The sequence below is a fragment of the Corallincola holothuriorum genome (assembly GCF_003336225.1).
Lineage (GTDB): Bacteria > Pseudomonadota > Gammaproteobacteria > Enterobacterales > Neiellaceae > Corallincola > Corallincola holothuriorum.
In genome coordinates, this window is record NZ_QPID01000015.1 from 1 (window position 1) to 19,275 (window position 19,275).

14 protein-coding genes are annotated in these 19,275 nt (G+C 50.4%); 9 read left to right on the top strand and 5 right to left on the bottom strand.

Features of this window, described 5'->3' with window-relative positions; genetic code table 11:
• The first annotated feature begins 156 nt into the window (after nt 1-156).
• The 3 genes from DU002_RS18335 (at nt 157) to DU002_RS18345 (ending at nt 1,360) form a co-directional block, all read left to right on the top strand.
• On the top strand, nt 157-564 hold the full coding sequence (locus DU002_RS18335; protein WP_147271900.1) for a hypothetical protein: 408 nt from the start codon (nt 157-159) through the stop codon (nt 562-564).
• Nucleotides 565-598: 34 nt separating this feature from the next.
• Entirely contained in the window at nt 599-934 is a 336-nt protein-coding gene (locus DU002_RS18340) for a zinc-ribbon domain containing protein (protein ID WP_158538144.1), read from the top strand.
• A 75-nt stretch (nt 935-1,009) separates the two neighbouring features.
• Complete coding sequence (locus tag DU002_RS18345; protein ID WP_147271901.1) at nt 1,010-1,360, top strand: hypothetical protein; 351 nt, start codon at nt 1,010-1,012, stop codon at nt 1,358-1,360.
• Between the two features lie 388 nt (nt 1,361-1,748).
• On the opposite strand, the gene DU002_RS18350 is transcribed toward DU002_RS18345, so the two are convergent.
• The gene (locus DU002_RS18350; protein WP_158538146.1) at nt 1,749-2,417 is read right to left on the bottom strand and encodes a transposase; all 669 of its coding nucleotides are present in this window, start codon (nt 2,415-2,417) and stop codon (nt 1,749-1,751) included.
• Nucleotides 2,418-2,539: 122 nt separating this feature from the next.
• On the opposite strand from DU002_RS18350, the gene DU002_RS18355 reads away from it, so the two are divergent.
• Together DU002_RS18355 and DU002_RS18360 are read left to right on the top strand one after the other, a co-directional pair.
• Nucleotides 2,540-3,574 (top strand): transposase, encoded by a 1,035-nt coding sequence (locus DU002_RS18355; RefSeq protein ID WP_114339914.1) that lies wholly within the window; start codon nt 2,540-2,542, stop codon nt 3,572-3,574.
• Between the two features lie 402 nt (nt 3,575-3,976).
• Nucleotides 3,977-4,489: a GNAT family N-acetyltransferase gene (locus DU002_RS18360; RefSeq protein WP_114339915.1), complete on the top strand. Its 513-nt coding sequence runs from the start codon at nt 3,977-3,979 to the stop codon at nt 4,487-4,489.
• 79 nt (nt 4,490-4,568) lie between these two features.
• Here the strand turns inward: DU002_RS18360 and DU002_RS18365 are convergent, their stop codons facing one another.
• The 4 genes from DU002_RS18365 to mnmC form a co-directional block, all read right to left on the bottom strand.
• Nucleotides 4,569-5,639, bottom strand: coding sequence for a M14 family metallopeptidase (locus tag DU002_RS18365; protein ID WP_158538148.1), 1,071 nt, complete (start codon nt 5,637-5,639; stop codon nt 4,569-4,571).
• Nucleotides 5,636-7,123: a glutamate--cysteine ligase family protein gene (locus DU002_RS18370; protein WP_114339917.1), complete on the bottom strand. Its 1,488-nt coding sequence runs from the start codon at nt 7,121-7,123 to the stop codon at nt 5,636-5,638. The genes DU002_RS18365 and DU002_RS18370 overlap by 4 nt, the downstream gene beginning before the upstream one ends.
• Nucleotides 7,124-7,249: 126 nt before the next feature.
• Nucleotides 7,250-9,667, bottom strand: coding sequence for a diguanylate cyclase (locus DU002_RS18375; protein ID WP_114339918.1), 2,418 nt, complete (start codon nt 9,665-9,667; stop codon nt 7,250-7,252).
• 147 nt (nt 9,668-9,814) lie between these two features.
• Complete coding sequence (gene mnmC, locus DU002_RS18380; protein ID WP_114339919.1) at nt 9,815-11,878, bottom strand: bifunctional tRNA (5-methylaminomethyl-2-thiouridine)(34)-methyltransferase MnmD/FAD-dependent 5-carboxymethylaminomethyl-2-thiouridine(34) oxidoreductase MnmC; 2,064 nt, start codon at nt 11,876-11,878, stop codon at nt 9,815-9,817.
• Nucleotides 11,879-12,025: 147 nt separating this feature from the next.
• Here mnmC and fabB point away from each other — a divergent pair, with 147 nt between their 5' ends.
• The 4 genes from fabB (at nt 12,026) to truA (ending at nt 19,204) form a co-directional block, all read left to right on the top strand.
• Complete coding sequence (fabB, locus tag DU002_RS18385; RefSeq protein WP_114339951.1) at nt 12,026-13,240, top strand: beta-ketoacyl-ACP synthase I; 1,215 nt, start codon at nt 12,026-12,028, stop codon at nt 13,238-13,240.
• A gap of 196 nt (nt 13,241-13,436) precedes the next feature.
• Nucleotides 13,437-14,570 (top strand): 4-phosphoerythronate dehydrogenase, encoded by a 1,134-nt coding sequence (locus DU002_RS18390; protein ID WP_114339920.1) that lies wholly within the window; start codon nt 13,437-13,439, stop codon nt 14,568-14,570.
• Nucleotides 14,571-14,873: 303 nt separating this feature from the next.
• Complete coding sequence (locus tag DU002_RS18395) at nt 14,874-18,356, top strand: FimV/HubP family polar landmark protein (RefSeq protein ID WP_114339921.1); 3,483 nt, start codon at nt 14,874-14,876, stop codon at nt 18,354-18,356.
• A gap of 65 nt (nt 18,357-18,421) precedes the next feature.
• Nucleotides 18,422-19,204: a tRNA pseudouridine(38-40) synthase TruA gene (gene truA, locus DU002_RS18400; RefSeq protein WP_114339922.1), complete on the top strand. Its 783-nt coding sequence runs from the start codon at nt 18,422-18,424 to the stop codon at nt 19,202-19,204.
• Nucleotides 19,205-19,275 lie beyond the last annotated feature (71 nt).

Here is a 19,275-nt window from a genome sequence, read left to right on the forward strand (position 1 = left end):
ATAGATAACGTTGTTCGTCCATAGCCACGGCGGTGCGGGTGTACAACAAGTTTGATAAACGAGGAACCACCCAGAGAGCGGTGGTTTTATTTGGGCGCGTTATAGGTCCTGTTATCAAAGGCGTTAGATTGCACGTGCATTAAATAAGGTATTGTCTTGAGCGAACACATTGATAAACCAAAAATACAGCGGTCTTCAAGGCGTGGAATCATAGTGTTGGGGATCTGGCTATTCCTAATATTTATATTTGGTTTTGTTATGTGCTCTTGCCCTGAGCTGCAAGCTATTGCACTTGTTGTTGCTTTATTTGCTGTATATGTAACTCGTGGATATATCCTTAAGAGCCTGTCTTTGTTAGCTCTTACAACATCAATATGGCTCACATACACACATTTTATTGCACAACAAAATCAAGAAAGAGCATTTGAAAATTTCAGAGAAAAAGAGTGCTTACAATTTAAACAACAATCTAACAAGTCACTGCAAGGGACACAGCAAGCCAACCCGGTTTCTGCTAAAAGAGCAAAAGAAGCAGAAACTCGGTTCCACTTGCTGTGCCCATGAGTGAGGCGTTATGTGTCTGTCTTTGAGGAAGCCTATGAAATATGCTCGAACAAAGAATAAGCTTCAGAGTAGGCTGCCCGTAGATAGTACCAAGATTAACTTTGGGAAAGGTGGTTTTGGCATAGCTCCCGAATTTTACTACGACCAAGAGTTTGAGTGTATCGATTGCGGAGCAAAAGAAATCTGGACTGCTCCTCAGCAGAAGTGGTGGTATGAAGAAGTTCAGGCGTATTATTGCGCCAAGGCTGTTCGATGTAAAAAGTGTCGAGCAAAAATAAAGCAGAAAAGGGATGAGCAAAAGAGACACATGGAAGAAATGGCAAAACGACCGCCTCATCCACATGCTGCTTTCTTTAGGAAAGACACATAACAAGAAAAACCATTGGGACAAGTTGTACGCGCGGCTTCGCCGCTAACTTGCTCCCTGTTTTAGGCGTTATATTTCTTGGCAATGAAACTAGGTAACACCAAAACTGAGCGAGAGTTTAGAGAGCAGATGTCAGCATCTAAAGAGGCGCTGCTGTTCGATAGATCATGTGCAAGGCTCAGGAGCGCAATTGAAGCCCATTACGCAGATTTCGAGTCAGGCTGCGTTCTTCATTGGACGGAGGAGCAGTGCGAAGACATTTTCGTATTGCTGGTCAATGGACCCAAGCTAATGTCGGTTGAACTCGACAGATTCGAAGAGTCTACACCACCAGTTGTTGAGTCGATTTCTATGGCCGAGTACAGAAAGGGCCTTAAAAAAATAAACCAAATCAGGCTCGCTGTTGCTTTGGAAGTCATCAGTGAGTGATAGACGAAATATAACAAAGCAAGTCACTAACTCGTCGCTTTGCTCCTCGGGGACAACGAACACGACGCGGCGAGCCGCTGCCCGTTGCCCGTGCTTGCGGCGTTGATATGATCCCCCCTGTCAACAGGCACAAAGCTATCCCTACCGATTTTGTTTCACCGGCTTAAAGTCCCGAATGAGTCACCGTTGGCAAGTAAGTGTCGGCGGTTGACCTTGCTGATATTCGCGGGTTTGGTTATCCGCATGACTTGTTTGCGCCATTGGAGCCTTGCCTCAGTCTAGGAGCGCGAATTTGCATCGCCTAACGCCGTCGAGGGTTGCTCTCACCGCTGCCGCGGGTGGGTCTCATTCGGGGTTAACTGGTTTCCTTTTCGCTGAGTTAACGCACTTAATCAGCGACTATGGTTTTCTGTTGTGGGTCAAAGCGCTGAGCGATGTCCCAGATGTAACCGACTAATTCACGGGCCACCGCCGTGACGATTTTGTTGTATTCCTTGCCACGTGCCTTTAAGGCTTTGAAGCGACCACATAGACGCGTCTGTACTTGCCATGAACGAGTTTGCAGCAAAGGTGAGTGGTCTTGTTGTCGCTTATACAGCTCGGATGAGACTTTCGGACTGAAGCGATAGGCCCAAGCGGCTTCAATCAGGATACGCCGGGCGTGGGTGTTACCACACTTGGTAATGCCGCCCTGTTTCTGCCGTAAACCGCTGGAGTGCTCCGAAGGCGTTAAACCGACAAAGTTCATCAGCGAGCGGGGCCGCTCAAAACGGCGCATATCGCCGAGCTCAGCGACCAGCGTAATGGCCGACAAGAAACGGATCCCCCTTAATACCGTTAAGCGCTGCACCAATGGATACCAACACCAGGACTCAGCAATAGACTGCAACTCTAATTCAATGCGCTGTAGACGTTCATACCGCTCAGAGACGGTATTGATGTAATGCTGATAAGTCAGCTTCTTGGCAGGCGCAAGAAAATGAATATCCGCCAGATGACGTTTGTAAGCATCATTCCAATTCTGCCTGCCAGAGCAGGGATGCCCATTGCGTAACAAAAACGACTTTAAGCGCTGACGGGCTTGGCGCAGGTCACAGGATCAAGGACACCCACCCGACATTGACATCTCTAGGTTCGTTTTCTACGCTGTTTGAGTGATAAATAAGCAAGGAAGCTGTTATGACTCGCCCCCGCTCAGAGCTGGTTTCACCCGCTGATACGCCTTACTACCATTGTGTTTGCCGCTGCGTTCGCCGTGCTTTCTTGTGCGGTGAAGATAGATTTACCAATACCGACTACAGTCACCGTAAACAATGGGTGCTTGAGCGTTTAGCCCTGTTAGATGAAGTTTTTACCATTGAGCTTTGCGCTTATGCGGTGATGTCCAATCACTACCACCTGGTGGTACATCTCAACCCCAAGAGGGCTGAAAGTCTGAGTGATACTGAAGTAGCTGAGCGCTGGGCCAAATTGTTTACCTGGCCAATAATGGTCGGGCGTTACCTGGCGGGAAAACTCACCACAGATGTGGAAAAGCAGGTTGCTATGGACATCATTCAACAATGGCGTGAACGCTTATCTGATATCTCTTGGTATATGCGTTGCTTAAACGAACATATCGCCCGTAAAGCCAATGAAGAGGACAGATGTAAAGGCAGGTTCTGGGAAGGCAGGTTCAAATCGCAAGCGATCCTTGATGAAGCTGGACTGTTGGCTTGTATGACCTATGTGGATTTGAATCCACTCAGAGCGGGTATTGTGGATACACCCGAGCAATCCGTTGATGTATCCATCCATCAACGCCTAAAGCAATATCAACAAAGTACTGAGAAGCAGACACCACCAGAATCGACCGATAAGAAAAACAGCGACACACCTAAAACCCCCTTACTGCAAGCTTTCTTTGGCAATCACCACCAAGACAAGTCTGAAGGCATTCCTTTTAGCTTTGCTGATTACCTTGAACTGGTTGATTGGACGGGCAGGGCACAACGAAAAGCCAAGCGCGGCAGTATCCCGAAAGACACACCACCTATTCTTGGGCGCTTAGGCTTAGACGCGGAGACTTTTATCACCGCCATTCAAAAACAAAACCTGTCGCGAGGTACTGTGATTGGCCATCCCGCCAGCAGAAAGCGCTACGCTCAATCCAATGCGAGAAGCCGAGTGTATGGCCCTGCGCTAGCTCCACCGACAGGCTGGGCCGAAACGTAGCATCCCCACCCAATACACTACTTTTTATTCTCTCAAGGGAAGAGGCTGGTGTGCCTTAATTTCAGTGGATCAGCTTTACGGCGCGAAATCATGCCCTAAGACAGTCAAAAATCTTGTTGTTCGTTATCTGACTATTAAATCCATCTTGTTCAATGGCGATTATTTATAGTCATCTAAAGATGGCTGTCTATCTAACCATCTAAAGATGGCAGTCCATCTAACAGTCGATCTAACAGTCATAATCGACGTTTAAGCATCATCATGTGCTGGAAAACACATTGCATGCGTTAAGTAAGTTGAAAGCACTGCTTCGGGTTGAATTGCTCGGGCATTGTGCTTTGCTCACTGTGGCGGGTTCGCTTCGCTGTTGATGTCATCTATTTAGGAGCACAAGAGGTTGTTATGGCGCAAATTTGGCTCCGAGACGTCTTGCCGTCTGATATGGATACGTTATTTGAACAACAGAATGAACCGAAAGCCTGCGAAGTGGCCCAGTTTGTTCCGCGAAGCCGTGAGGCGTTTTTATCTCATTGGCAAAGTAACGTGTTATCGAATACGTGTGCCACAGTGAAAACCGTTATGGTACTAGATGCAACGGATGTGGCGAGGGGAGATAAGGGAAGCGTGGCGGGCAGTGTCGTGTGTTGGTTGCAGCAGGAACAGTGGAAAATAGGCTATTGGTTGGGCTGTGATTTTTGGCAGCGAGGAATAGCGACACAGGCGCTGTCGCTGTTCCTAGATGTCGTGATTGAGAGACCCTTGTATGCCAATGTGACAAAAAGCAATATTGGTTCGTTACGGGTGTTGGCAAAGAATGGTTTTATAGTTGAACGGGAACAGCGCTTTTTCTGTCCCAGGTTAAATCAGCAGATAGAAGAGCTGGTGTTATGTTTGCCTGCTACCGGTTCCGCGTGAATAGTGTCCCCCGCGAGAGAGCGTCGCACTCTGTGTGAGCCAATTCTAGCAATGACCATACCTTATAAAAGAACACAGCCTAATAAGGCGCGGCGACTAAATAGAACAGACAGTCACTTTGCGCTATGCGGATATTGGTGGTGATCATAAACAGCTTTAGTGGCTGTTTAGGCGTTAATTCACCTGCTCGGTTTTCAAAATAATCGTTGGTTAAGTCGATGCCCTGACCGTCGAGCACTTTGATGGCTCTGGTATCATTTCCTTGTAGCCAAGCTAAACATGTGCCGGGCAGTACACGACCAAAGTTGTGATGTTCGATATTGCCCGGAAGCGTAATATCCGCGCCACTGACAGCCTGTTCAGCGACTGCCAAGCTCATTTGTGGGGTGATGATGACACGGCATGGATGATGCAACAGTTCCACATCCCAGTCTTGACGGCTGTACTCCCTCACATTGGCTGCGCAAATAAACTTCTCTAATCCTTCTAATGCCACTTGGCGAGACTCGGGATCGATGGCTCCGCCACATTCAATGGTGACGATGGGCATCTGAGTGGAAGTTTTCTCCATTAACGCACCCAGCCTGACGTCGGTGACGATCATACGTTGGCAAAATAGAGAGGCGATGGCTTGGTGTATGGCGCAATCTTCGACCGACACGGCAAATGCCGGTCCTGAGCCCGAGGTGTTGTGTAGATCGACGACCGCTTCGGGTTGTAACTCTGTAAGTGCCTGCCAGATCTCGCTTGCTAGCTGACCTGGAAAATCGTCGGTGGGCCCGTTAAAACAGCGATTAAGATCGCGGTGCTGAGGCAAATGGCGGTGGCTAAAGTAAGGCCGGGTTAGCGCCGTATTGACGACGGCGATAAACAGGTGACAGGTGACAGGAGGGGATAGGACGCGCTGTAGTAATTGAAACAAAGCTTCGACGCCTGACGGTTCGTTGCCGTGCAGTAAGGTGACGACGGCGCGCGAGCGGGTGATGTCTTCGCCTTCTATGGTGAGCCATGTCGGGTCTCCGCATTGCTGGAGGAACTCGATGACGGAATGCCCTGTTTTGGCTTTATCTAAGCGTTGCCCATAGGGAATGATGTAGCGGGATAACAGCGGAGAGTATGTGTCGTTTGATGGGCGGATAGGCGCGCTCATAATTCGCTGCTCCATTGGGCTACGGGGGTGCCTATTTGTTGCTGTTCGTAATATCGCCATAGCATTTGATGTAGGGCATCGTGGCGGGAAAGGCTTTGTTCCAGCTGGCTTAATATCTTGAGTTGCCAGATGGCACCGTTTTGTTGGTGGGTTAGTCGCATCCTGATGGGATCAAGGTAGAGTGCTATTTCAGCTGTGGTGATCCCTAGAGTGGCTAATCCGCGCTCTGCAACGGGGAGCATTTTTGTCGCTAACGTTGTTAGAGGGATCTCTTGCAACTGCCCATGTGGGCCTGACGGCCATACCAGCTGTGCGTTTAACCCGTGCTGAGCGGACCGGTAAAAATTGTAGCGCGCATGCTCAAAAGGTAAGGCAACCAAGTGGTCTTCGAGCTGATCCTGCAGGCCGACCGCCATGCCGATGCAAAATGCGGCGTTGGCCATCATATCTAAGGGGGTAGGGCCCGCGGGTAGAGCCCTTAGTTCGATCCTTAGGTGGCCTTCGGCAACGGGATCGTAGACCGGACGGTTCCAATTCCAGACCGTGCCTTGGTGTAGCCGCAGGCTACTTAAAGCGGGCGTTTTACCTTGCTGGATGTCAGTCAACGGTGATTCATGGTAGTCAACCGGCATCATCACGGGGAATTGACGTGCGCTGGAGGAAAACAGTTCCAGTGGACTTTTGCGTGCCCAACCACAACCGAAACCCACACGGGCGGGTGGGCGCCAATGATTTGAATGTCTGTCTCGGTAGTCGATCGACTGTTTAAACAGCGTGATCCTGGTTTCGTGCCACAGCCGATGGCCGAGCAGAGTCGGTGAGTTGGCTGCTAAACCAAGCGCGATCGGCGTAACTAACTGTATGGCGTTGTAGTGATCGACAAACTCTTTTGGGTTTACTCTCAGATGAACCTGAAATGATGTGTTTGCACCTTCCAGAGTTAAAAAGTCGGTGTGTAATTTGAGCGGCTCTGCGCCATCGATATGGATATAAAACGGATCTTGTTTTAGTTCATCCAGTCTTTGGGAAAGCGCATGATAACGAGGTTCGTCGGTCATGTTGGCTAAGCCAAAATCGCTTTGCCTTAATGTGGGAAGAATGCCAATGGCGAGAATGCGTGTATCGGTTGGCGCAGCAATATGACGAAGTTCAGCCAGCTTTTCGTTTAGCTGACGGTGAATTGCGGTAAAAGGTGTGCCCGCAGCGGGTACCGGGGACAGATTGTATTCCAGGTTGAAGCGGTTAAGTTCTAGTGTGAGTAATGGATCGTTCGCCAGTTTTTGGAAGTGTTTGTTGAATGGTTGAGGGTGGCCGCAGTGATCGACCAAGTACAACTCAAGCTCTGCTCCCAGAGAGCAGGGGCCAACGCCGAAATCTGGTTTATCTAATAAGCATGCTAGTGCTTCAATGTCCTGTTCAAGGCATTGTGCAAAGCGCTCAAAATCAGCCGCACAGAAATGATGCTTATCAACGGCTTGTCCCATAGAGCCTGCGATAAAAAATCAAGGATAAACTCAGTGTATGTCAGCGGGCGGTGGTTGCCCGAAAGAGTGCGAAATATTTGACCCGCTTCATTTTTCGGCCTGCCGGATCGGCCTGACAAACCGTAATTAGGATGTTGAGTCCGATTTTTTTATCGGAGCAACGGTGTTTGTTTTTGCTGCGGGAGGTGCATTACGCGTCGTGCGGGGGCTTTCTTTCCCTGTGCCCGCGTCTGTATCTGCTTCTATCTCGGCTTCGGTTGGGAGCGGATGGCTACTGTGCAACTGCACTTCATTTCTATGCAGCGCGGCATAGAGCTCGTCTATGTCGGCATCCATCAACTCCCGAGACTGCCAGCTCTTGCTTGTGCCTAACCCCAACCAGGCATTGCGGTATTTGGCTTTGGCTTCATAAAGCAGACGATCGGAGAGCATGATTGCGGGCTCAATCATCGCTTCATCTGGTTCTTGTTCGGCGAGAGGGAACGGTGCAAAGCCCAGAGAGCAGGTGATGCTGATGGGCTGATTGTCAGCGACGATAAAGCTATGTCGGGCGACGACTCGGCGTATCTTTTCCGCCAGTTGTGCTGCGCCATACTCATCTATTTGCTGGGCAACCAAGAGAAACTCTTCTCCGCCCATTCGTACCAGCTGGTCACTGTCACGCAGCAGCTTAGTACAGAGGCGGCTGAACTGCACCAGTACCTCGTCTCCGGCGGAGTGGCCGTGCTTATCATTGACCTCCTTGAAAAAGTCGAGGTCAATCATAAAGAAGTAGATGTCAGCACTTGAGTAGATCGATGAGCGGCGTTGAAACCAGCGGCGGCGCATGATCGGTATCTGGATCGAGAGCCAGTGCTGCAGAAAACGGCGATTACCAAGTTTGGTTAGGGGATCGTGCTCACTCTGATCTTCATAGGCTTTGGCGAGCCGTCGGCTTTGGTAAACCAGCGCACTGATCAGGCAGAGCAAAATGCATAACACAGCGATGGTCGCTTGCAGGCTTTTCTTTTGCCAATCTTGCTGAGCAAGGGCGAGCTCTGCTTGCAGTTTGCCTGATTTAAGTTGCGCTAGTTGTTCCGATTGTACTGACAGTTGGTGTTCTGCTCTGAGTAGTTGCAAATTTGTATTCTGATTTTGTTGCGCCAGTTGGTTGGTGTAGTTATCCGCTGTCTTATGGGCAAAAAAGGCGTCTTTGAATCTGTTTTGTTGCTGATAGATATCGGTCAGGAGCTGGTAGCTTTGACTGGCTTCCTCAAGCAGCTCGAGCTGTTCTGCCAGTGCCGCTGCTGATTGTGCAAAGGTTTGGGCGGAAGTTAAACGCCCTAACAGTAAGCGGCTTCTGGCTTTTAATAGATCGGTTTTTAACTGCAGTGTCGGCGGTGCATTTTTCAGAGTGTCGTTGTTGGCGCGTTTGAGAAAACTCTCCGCTTGTTTCGGTTGGTTGCGTAGCAGCCAGCTTTCGGCAATGGCAAGTAAGGATTCAAGCTGAGCGTTGCGTTGATCCTCGGCCTGATATAGCGACAGTGCCTGACGAAAGTGTTGCTGCGCCTTTTGGTACTGTTCATGGTCGAGCGCCAGTTCACCGCTCTCCATTAACACGTTAGCAATACCGTTACTATTATTCAGCTGTTGATAACCACTCTTGGCCGAATCTAGGTGGCTTTGAGCAAGATCTTTACGTTTCAGCAGGCGTTGCAGTTTTGCCAAATTTAGATGGCTACGTGCGACAGCATCTTTCTCCTGATGACGTTGCCAAATAGCGTGGGTCTTTAACGCTGTGTCCAAAGCTTCATGGTATTTGCCTTGTGTTTGATACACCTCGGAAATATAGCCAAGCGGATAAACGGCAGCCAATTCGTTGTTTGCTTTGGCAAAACTGGCTAGTGCATTATTAAAGCGGTTTAATGCGTTGTTGAACTGCGCGTTGTCTTTGTAAATTAACCCTAAGTTCACCTCGGTGACACCGGTGCGCCAGGGATCATTCAGTTGGTAGCTATAATTGAGCGCCTTGTATAGGTTGTCGAGCGCAAGCACTGGCTCGCCAAGACTACGGTAGACACTGCCCAGGTTTGAGTGGGCACTGACCTGCCTGTCCAGATACTTATGTTGGTCGGCGATCGCCAGTGTTTTGTGAAAATAGACTTCTGCTTGCTCAAAGCGTCCTTGGCGAAAGGCCAATGCCCCTTCGAGGTTAATTGCTTCGACACGTAATCGAGGCAGGTTGTGTTGTTCAGCGACCATTAACGCTTGTTCGGTTAACAGCGCACTTCTTGGATATTGCCCCTGCAGCATATATGCCCACGCAACAGCGACTTTGACGTTGGCGGCGTCTACTGCGGACAGCGGAGTATCGAGTAGCAGGTTACCCTGTTGTATGGTCGCGGTGGGGTCGCGACGGGCTAACTCTTTTAGTTCGGTGAGGCTAATGGGCGTGCCTGTAGACATCCCCGTCACTGGCGAAGAAGACGGTTCATCCGCCAGACTGGGTTGACCCCAAAGCATAAACATCGTCAAAAGCAGTGCTAGCTTTGCCCGAGAATTCACCCTGTGCTCCCATTACGTTGGCTTGCTTCCATGCGGACGCCTCACTGTGAGTTGATCTTGTAATGTTAGCAAGATGTTGCGCTTTGTACAGGAGCTGCTTAAATACTTTCTGCGGCGGCTGAAGGGGTTACGGTGCAACCCCGCCGTTTACCTGTTCTTACCATGGTCGACGGCGTGCCTAGCGCTGTCAGATTGTTTTGCTTGGCGCTTGAGTTGTCGCCAGATAAAACGCTTGGCACTTAGGCTATCTGATTGGCTCAGGGGTAATGGCTCTGGTTCGCTCACAAGCTGGGCAACGAGTTGCTCGGCACATAGCCAGGCAGACGTTAGGCCGCGAGAGCCTAGCCCGGTCAGTGTCCACAGCATAGGTGCCCCAGGTAAAGATTGCGGGCCGTCACTGAGGGTGACTTCTGCTAATGTCGTCTGAACCGGCACCGGACCCACCAGCGGCAGATGATCAGGTGAAGCACAGCGAAAGCCGACCTTTCCCTGTTGGCTCATCGATAAGGTTTGTGTCCACGGTGCAGGCGCTAGACAGCGCTGCAGCTTGTCTAGGTTTTCTGCAGCTTCGATTGGACTTAGTTCGGTATCGAGGTTGCCCCGTTTAAAGCTCGAGCCAATACAGTGTTCACCTGCCACCGCAGGGGTCATGTAGCCTTCATAGCAAAGGACGCGCTTTAGTGGTTGCGATGTCGTGGTGGCGTGCACGTGACTGACCTGACCACGGATCGGTGTTAAGGGTAGCGAGGCTAATGGGCCTAGCTGGCTTTGATGGCCTGCACAGACAATCAATGGCGTATGGTTTAGTGCATAACTGCTGGGTTTTGCCGTATTGTCGGCAGGCAACAGGGTGAGCTGCCAGCCTTGTTCGCTTGCAGATATGTCTTCAACTCTGGCATGAACTGTTTCCAACAGGCCTGTTTGTTCCGCCCAACGGAATAGCGTCTGACAAAGTTCAGCAGGGGAGACCCAGCCTGCATTTGGATAAAACAGTGCGTCATGGGGCAGAGTTACCCCAGCTAATTCGGAGGCCTGGTTGGCGTCTACCGAGTGCATCAGTGCGGGAGGGTATAGCGCGCTGGCGAGCAGCTTTTGTTGGCGTTGTTGACTGCGCTCATTGAAAGCAAGCTGCAAGACGCCGTTGAGCTGTAAATTCAGTTCAGCACCTTGCGCCTTCGCTTGTTCGGCGAGCTGTTGGGTTTGCTGGACGGCAAACAGCGACGCAGGGGTAAAAAATTGGCTGATAGCATCGAGTTCAACATGTAGCAGTGGATAGATAGCCCCTTGACGGTTGCCCGATGCCTGCGAGCCTGGTGTTTCGTCTTGGCTGATCACTTTGCAGTTGATGCCGCGCTTGGTTAGGGAGTAAACCAGTGTCGCTGCCGCGATGCCATTACCTATGATGGTGACCGGTTGGCTGCTATTCGGTGCGGTTGAGGTCGTTATGCTGTCATCGTGAGACTGGTATTTGCCTGCCAGCATCTCCCGTTTACGGCCAAATCCTTTTACTTTCCACATCTCGAAACCGGCGGCGATCAGCGAGCGGCGTATCATGCCCGCGGCAGTAAATGTGGCGACGGTGGCATCGGGTGCCGACAGTCGAGCCATCTGCAGGAATAGTGTGGGTTGCCACATCTCTGGGTTTTTTGACGGGGCAAAACCGTCCAGGTACCAGGCGTTGACGATATGAGGGTGAGAGTTGGCGCTGGCATTGATCTGCGGTAGCCAGTCGTTAACATCACCCAGCCATAAATCCAGAGTGACGCGCCCATGGTCGAAGGTCAGGCGGTGGCAGCCAGCAACGGCTGGCGGATACTGGGTTAAAAGTGGCGCGATATAGTGTTGCAGCTGTGGCCAAACGCTGAGTGCTTTGGCTAAGTCCTCAGGCTGTAATGGATACTTTTCAAATGAGACGAAGTGCAGGCGTTGGCTGTGTGGCTTATCGTTTGCGGCGTCACGGGAGCGTTCGAATTCGCTCCAGGTGAGCAAAAAATTCAGGCCGGTGCCAAACCCCGTTTCGGCGACGACAAACAACGGGTTGTCACTGTTTTGCCAGCGTTCTGGAAGACGATTTTGCGCCATAAACACATAGGCGCTCTCCTCCAGTCCTGAGGCTCTGGAGAAGTAGACATCATCAAACTCAGTGGCCACAGGGGTGGTGGGATCAGACCAATCAAGTTGTGCATGACTGAGGTTGAACTTTTGTGCCATTGAAAAAAAGCTCCATTACGCGACAAGACGCGCTATTCTACTGCATTGTAAGTAGGAAGGTAGTGTTTGGTGCCGCTGAAAGCCGACCAGTTTGATGGTGCTTTGCGGCTATTATCCCCGGTTGGATTAAGAATCAAGGTTGTGGCAATGAAACGAGCGGTAATCACAGGTATCGGTATTGTTTCCAGTATCGGAAATAATGCAGAAGAGGTTTTGGCATCACTAAAGGCTGGACGCTCTGGTATCACTAAGGCCGAATCCTTTGCTGAAATGGGCATGCGTAGTCAGGTTTGGGGTGATGTGAAACTCGATCCCAGTGAACATATTGACCGTAAGGCGATGCGCTTTATGGGCAACGCAGCAGCGTACGCATATATTGCAATGGATCAGGCGATCGCAGATTCAGGCTTGGATGAAGCACAAGTTTCCAATCCTCGCACCGGCCTCGTGGCTGGTTCTGGCGGCGCAAGTTCCGAGAATCAGGTTGCTGCGGCTGATATTTTGCGCGAAAAAGGTGTTCGTCGTGTCGGGCCTTACATGGTACCACGTACCATGGGCAGTACGACTTCCGCTTGTTTGGCGACACCATTCAAGATCAAAGGTGTTAACTACTCGATGAGTTCAGCTTGTGCTACCTCTGCACACTGTATCGGCCACGCTTTAGAGCTTATTCAGTTGGGTAAGCAAGATGTTGTATTCGCTGGTGGTGGTGAAGAAGTTCATTGGTCTCTGGCTGTGCAGTTCGATGGCATGGGCGCGTTATCTACCAAGTACAACGATACGCCAGAATTAGCATCACGTACGTATGATACCAGCCGCGATGGTTTTGTTATCTCCGGTGGCGGCGGCATGGTTGTGGTTGAAGAACTCGAACATGCTTTGGCCCGTGGCGCAAAAATTTATGGTGAAGTTGTAGGTTATGGCGCAACCTCTGACGGCTACGATATGGTGGCTCCGTCAGGCGAGGGTGCTGTACGTTGTATGCGTCAGGCGATGGATACTGTTGATGCCCCAATCGACTATTTGAATACCCATGGCACCAGCACGCCGGTTGGTGATGTGAAAGAGCTGGGCGCGATTAAAGAAGTGTTTGGTGACAATGCGCCAGCCTTGAGTGCCAGTAAGTCTATGACTGGGCATGCTCTGGGTGCGGCGGGCGTTCATGAGGCGGTCTATTCACTATTGATGATGGACAATGGCTTTATCGCGCCATCAATCAATATTGATGAGCTTGATCCAGAAGCCGCAGGTTTACCCGTGGTGACTGAAGCCCGTGATGCTGAGCTTAAGACTGTGATGTCAAACAGCTTTGGTTTTGGCGGTACAAACGCCACCTTGGTATTCAGCAAGTACGAAGCTTAACTGCAGATTAGCTATCGCAGTATTGAAAGGGCCTAAGGGCCCTTTTTTACGTTTAGGCGGTGTATTATTTAGTTGATTTGAATATTAAAAAGCCAATTAGACTAAGCTATTGTCTAATCCCTTGCTCGCTAACTGGACAGCCTTGAAAGTGCAGATTAGAGTGCCAGCTCTCAAAGCCTATTGATGTGAGTGTGAGATGCGAATTCTTGTTGATGAAAATATGCCCTATGCGCGCCAGCTATTCAGCGAATTTGGTCAGGTTGAAGCAATCTCTGGGCGTGACCTGACGCCATCAAAATTAAAAGATGTTGATGGTTTGATGATCCGCTCCGTCACCAAGGTCAATGAAGCATTGCTAACAGAAGCCAATAAACTCTCGTTTGTTGGCTCGGCCACCATAGGTACAGATCATGTCGATAAATCATTGTTGATGAGTCGAGATATCAGTTTTGTCAACGCACCGGGCTGCAATGCGCACTCGGTGGCTGATTACCTGATTAGTGCCTTATTTGTTTTGGCGCAGCAACACCAGTTTAATCTGCGCGATAAAACGGTGGCGATTATTGGGGTTGGAAATATTGGGACTCGCGTGATCGATAAATGTGAGGCGCTTGGGATCAACTATCTGCTTTGTGATCCGTTTAAAGCCCCTGCAGATGCGTTTCGCCAATACGTGTCGTTGGAAGAGGCGGCAAGAGCAGACATTATCACGTTTCATGTGCCATTGACCCGTGATGGCCAATATCCAACCTTCCATATGGTTGATGAAGCTTTCCTATCAGCACTTAACCCTGGCACTGTGTTGGTCAATGCCAGTCGTGGCGAAGTCATTGACAATAAGGCGCTGTACCACGTGTTATCCCAAGGCAAACAACTGCCCACTGTACTCGATGTGTGGGAGAACGAACCCCATGTGATGGCAGAGCTATTGCCGTTAGTGGAGTTGGCCACAGCACATATCGCTGGTTACTCGCTGGAAGGGAAAGCGCGGGGAACAGAGATGATTTATCAAGCGTTTGCGGATCATTGTGGACGCAGAGTCAGTCAGCATCTTGAGGATTTTCTGCCACACCCAGAAATTGCCGGTTTTAATTTGGGGCAGCCACCCACACCAGAGATCGTACAACGTTTGGTTCATGCGGTTTATGATGTGCGCCGAGATGACAAGCTGTTCCGAGAGCATGCATTGGCGGGTAAGGGGTTTGATTGGTTACGGCGTTTTTATCCTGAACGCCGTGAATTATCATCGGCGGTCATCACAGGTAATCCGTCGGTAACTTCACTGCAGCTAGCGCCGCTGTATCAGTTAGGTTTCTCCCGCCCAGACTAGGGGGATATCGCGATTTTTAATGGCTGAGTTGGTAGAAAACGCAGCTTCAGTTATGTAACGCGCTTTGACTAGCAACGCGCGTAAAACGCTTCGCTTAGCTGTTTTTGCTGCCGGTCAACGTGATTGGTCAGCTAAATGCTTGACGCTCCCCACATTAATCGCCTTACTCATTGATAGATAATGGCCAAACACTATCTTATAGTCAGGCCATCTTAAGTTTTTGTTACTTTGGGATAACCTCAAGTTAACAACAAGATGTGCCGAAAGCCTTAGTATGGCCGATTACCAGATCAGGACTGTTGTATGAAATTTATGCCGCGCGTATTGCTGACTTCGCTAATGATTGGCTCAGCGTTTTCTTGTGTTTCGCTGGGATATGCCAACACACCGTCACCCGGTGCAAGCCATGACGTAGTGCAGTTGGGTGTGATTGAAGCGCCCTTGGCGACCGATAAAGACCTATATGCTCGTGTAGAGATCAAAGGTGAGGGTGGACAAAAAGCCCCTGACCAGGCGAATGCCTATGATGTTCGCTCATTCGGCCCGGTGGTACCTGATGACACCATGTGGTCCATCGCGGTCAAAATGCGTCCCGATAGCAGTGTCTCTATCTATCAGACCATGATGGCGATCTATGATGCCAACCCATCAGCTTTCGAAGATGGTGATCTGCACAGGCTAAGAAATGGCAGTGTGCTGATGGTGCCACCAATGGATCAGATCCAGCAGCTTAGCGCGGCAGACGCTCAAGCTCGCTTTAATGACTGGGCTCAACGGGGTCCGCAAGCACAATCTGAGCAGAAACAGAAAGCCAAAGAAGCGGAAAAACTTGCTGCGTTAGAAGCGGAGAAAGCCGCGGCTGCGGCGGAGAAAGAGCGCCTGAGACAAGAGAAACTTGTACTTGAGCAGCAAGTTGAAAAAATGGAAAAGGTCGAAGACCTGCGCAGTGAAACCTTATCAACAGAGTTAGCGCAAGCTGGCGGGGCGGTTGAAACCCTGCGTGCTGAGAACGCGCGTTTACGCCTGCAACTCGAAAGTGCAAACAAAGAGTTGGCACTGCTAAAAGAGCAGGTGGGCAAAGAGGAAGTGTTGCAGCAGAAGTTAGCTGACTTGTTAGAGGCGCAAAGACAAGTGGGTGAGCTGACGCAAATTGAAGATCAAAAGTTGGCTGATCAAAGTTGGGATCAGTGGTTGATGGAGCGTCAGGGGCTACTCGCCTTGCTGACTACCATTCCAACCGTCTTATTCATCGGCTTGCTGGCGTTCTGGTTGCTGCGTAAAAACCGCAGTGATAGCCCAGCAGAAGAGAGCACTGTGGCGACAGAGCTGCCTACAGATACGGTTGAAGCCGATACCATTGGTGCGCCAGAAGCCTTGCCTGAGGAAGAGGTTGCAGGCTTGGATGAACTGGACGCATTTGATCTCGAGGATGATGTTGAACAGTCGGTATTGGTTGACGACGATGATGACGATCTGTTGGCCGATCTTGGTGAAGCGGATGCATCGCAACTGTTCGGCGATGAAGCGGCTCATGAGATCCTCGAAGACGAGCTGGGTGATGCGATTGAACTGTCTGATGACACTGAGATTGCGCCGGAGCCTGCAAGTGAGGAGATTGACGAGGCTGAATTAGGCCTAGATGACATTGATAGCTTGCTTGCTGATTTTGACGAGGATTCGTCGGGAAAAGATGACGCTTCGACTCAGCCTGCTTCTGCTGATTCGGAGCTTGATCTGTCTGATGGCGTTGAAGAGCGTAGTGACGAAGCGGTTGATATGGTTGATACAGCCGTTGAGCAGGATGACTTAGACGCTCTGTTGGCCAGTGTCAGTGAAGAAGACGATAGCGAAGAGGCGGTTGCAGAAGAAGCTGCTGACGCGCCGGTGGATGTCGATGATATTGATGCCTTATTGGCAGAAACTGAGGCACAAGCCGGGGCAGTAGATGAGCCGGTTGAACAAGTTGCCGAGGAGTCTGAAGAGGCCAGTGCTGATGAGCTTGATATAGACGAACTGTTGGCTGCGACGCAGGATGATAGTGCTGCCGCGGAACCCGTCGAGACAGAAGTTAGCGATGAACAAGCCGCTGTCGATACTGATGATATTGATGCTCTACTTGCCTCTGCTAGCGAAGATGAGGTGGCGGAAAGCGCCGAAGAGGTTGAAGAAGTTGAGGAGCAGATTGTCGATGATTTAGATGTCGATGCTGACCTTGATGATATTGATGCATTGTTAGCCGCCACTGGTGAAGGTGAGCCTGAGAGTGATGTTGCAGAGCTTGTTGCCGAAGAGGCTGCAGAGCAAGAGCCTGATCAGGCTGATGATCTAGATGCATTGTTAGCTGCAGCTGATGAGGCTGAACCTGAGGCTGACGTTGTCGAGCCTGCAGCTGAAGAGGTTGCAGAGCAAGAGATCGATCTGGCAGATGATGGCGATGATCTAGATGCATTGTTAGCTGCAGCTGATGTGGCTGAACCTGAGAGTGACGTTGTCGAGCCTGCAGCTGAAGAGACTGCAGAGCAAGAGATCGATCTGGCAGATGATGGCGATGATCTGGATGCTTTGTTAGCCGCAGCAACGGAAGAGGAATCAGGCCAAGATCTCGAAGTAGAAGAGGCGCCTCTCGAAAGCGATACGCTTGCTGAGGTCGATGATTTAGATGCTTTACTGGCTGAAGCGGCCGAGCCCGTCAGTGTCGATGATGCGTTGGAAGCGCTTGCGGATAGTGAAGCTCCTATTGATGACGCCGAGCTGGCGTTGGCTGATGAAGAACTTGCTACCGACACGCTGGCTGAAATTGATGACCTCGATGCGCTATTGACGGAAGCGACCGAGCAAGAGAGTAGCGATGAGGCGATCGTTGCTGATGAAACTGAAGAGGTCGAAGATGCGCTGTCACTAGTTGACGCCGCGGATGAGGCAGACCTTAGCGTTGAAGATGTCGATCTCACGGTTGATGATGAGGAACTGTCAGCAAGTGACGCTGAGTTGGCGGATTTTAACCTTGATGAGTTAGCACTGGAAGATGAACCTCTTCCAGAGGATGAGATAGATCTCAGCCTTGGTGGTGACGATGAAATCCTTGCCGAAGCATTGGACGAGTCTCCGGCCGGTGAAGATCTTGAACGTCTAGATGAGGTCTCTGCTGACGAACTGCTAAATGAGTTGTCACTTGCCGATGAAACCGAGCCAGCCGCTGAAACGACAGCGCCTGCGTTGGAAGAAGCGGATGATCTGGACGCTCTATTGGCAGAAGCGGACAGTATTGATGATAGTGGCCTTTCACTGTCTCTTGATGATGCCGTGGCTGAGTTGCCAGAGGAAGAAGAGTCAGAAGCAGAGCGGGCGCCGTCTCTGGAAGAGGATCTTGGCCTTTCGTTAGCGTTGGATGATGAGCCATCACCGGCTAAAGTTGATGATAGCGAAAACCTATCTCTCGCTAGTGAAACGGAAGAGAGAACGGGTGAGCAGGCTGATGCTGAAGGGTATATCGATATCGACAGCATTATGGATACGCCAGAGCAGGAGAGCGGTAGTCCGACTGAACCTTATCATTCGGGCGGTGTAGCTAAGGCTCTGAAAGGTTTTGCTGACATAGCCCCTGATGCCCGGGAGATGGATGTTGATGACGACAATGGGTATAGCGCCAAGCTTGATTTAGCCCGAGCCTACATTGAGATCGATGATCCTGAAGGGGCAACGGTTATACTCAACGAAGTGATTGAAAAGGGCTCTGAAGATCAGAGAGTGGAAGCGCAGTTGTTACTTTCAAGATTGAATCAGTAGCGACTCGCGGAATTTGCAAAGGCCGGTATAATACCGGCCTTTTCGTTTTATCGAGACGGTGTTTTATGCGATTGGCCCTTGGCATCGAATACGATGGTGCTAAATATTCCGGCTGGCAACGCCAACGCCACGCGTTAGGTGTGCAACAGAAGTTGGAAGAAGCGATAGGTTCGATCGCCAATGAACCTATCGAGCTGGTGTGTGCTGGACGGACGGATGCTGGGGTTCATGCAACCGGTCAGGTTGTTCACTTTGATACCAGTGCTGAGCGCGATATGGGAGCGTGGACGCTCGGGGTGAATTCGAAGCTACCCGATGATATCGCCGTGACTTGGGGCAAACTGGTCAGTGATGATTTTCACGCACGCTTTACCGCGTTTGCCCGTCGTTACCGATACATCATTTTTAATGAACGTCTGCGTCCCGGTATTTTGCGCCGCGGCGTTAGTCATTACCATATGCCACTGGATGCGGCAGCCATGCACATTGCGGCGCAATGCTTGGTTGGTGAGCATGACTTCACCTCATTTCGCGCTGTACACTGCCAGTCGAACTCTCCTATGCGTAGCCTCAGCCATATTACTGTGCAACGCCGTGGCAGCTATATTATTGTTGATGTAAAAGCTAATGCCTTTCTTCATCATATGGTGCGCAATATTGTTGGAAGTTTGATTGTGGTCGGGGAAGGTGAAGCGCCGACTACTTGGATCGCCGATGTTTTAGCGGCAAAAGATCGTTGTCAGGCAGGTGCAACGGCAAAACCTAATGGCCTCTATTTAGTTGATGTCAGCTATCCTGATGAGTGGGATTTGCCAAAAACGCCGATGGGGCCGCTGTTTTTAGCCTAATAGGGTGTTTTTTTGGGTGCGTGATGATGGGGTATGACCAGTTTTCTCTTATGTTTAGGGGGCAGGTTGTG

Excerpts from the sequence above, each read along its gene's own strand:
- DU002_RS18340 (WP_158538144.1), top strand. The coding sequence starts at position 599 with ATGAAATATGCTCGAACAAAGAATAAGCTTCAGAGTAGGCTGCCCGTA.
- DU002_RS18355 (WP_114339914.1), top strand. The coding sequence starts at position 2,540 with ATGACTCGCCCCCGCTCAGAGCTGGTTTCACCCGCTGATACGCCTTAC.
- DU002_RS18360 (WP_114339915.1), top strand. The coding sequence starts at position 3,977 with ATGGCGCAAATTTGGCTCCGAGACGTCTTGCCGTCTGATATGGATACG.
- DU002_RS18365 (WP_158538148.1), bottom strand. The coding sequence starts at position 5,639 with ATGAGCGCGCCTATCCGCCCATCAAACGACACATACTCTCCGCTGTTA.
- DU002_RS18370 (WP_114339917.1), bottom strand. The coding sequence starts at position 7,123 with ATGGGACAAGCCGTTGATAAGCATCATTTCTGTGCGGCTGATTTTGAG.
- mnmC (WP_114339919.1), bottom strand. The coding sequence starts at position 11,878 with ATGGCACAAAAGTTCAACCTCAGTCATGCACAACTTGATTGGTCTGAT.
- fabB (WP_114339951.1), top strand. The coding sequence starts at position 12,026 with ATGAAACGAGCGGTAATCACAGGTATCGGTATTGTTTCCAGTATCGGA.
- DU002_RS18390 (WP_114339920.1), top strand. The coding sequence starts at position 13,437 with ATGCGAATTCTTGTTGATGAAAATATGCCCTATGCGCGCCAGCTATTC.
- DU002_RS18395 (WP_114339921.1), top strand. The coding sequence starts at position 14,874 with ATGAAATTTATGCCGCGCGTATTGCTGACTTCGCTAATGATTGGCTCA.
- truA (WP_114339922.1), top strand. The coding sequence starts at position 18,422 with ATGCGATTGGCCCTTGGCATCGAATACGATGGTGCTAAATATTCCGGC.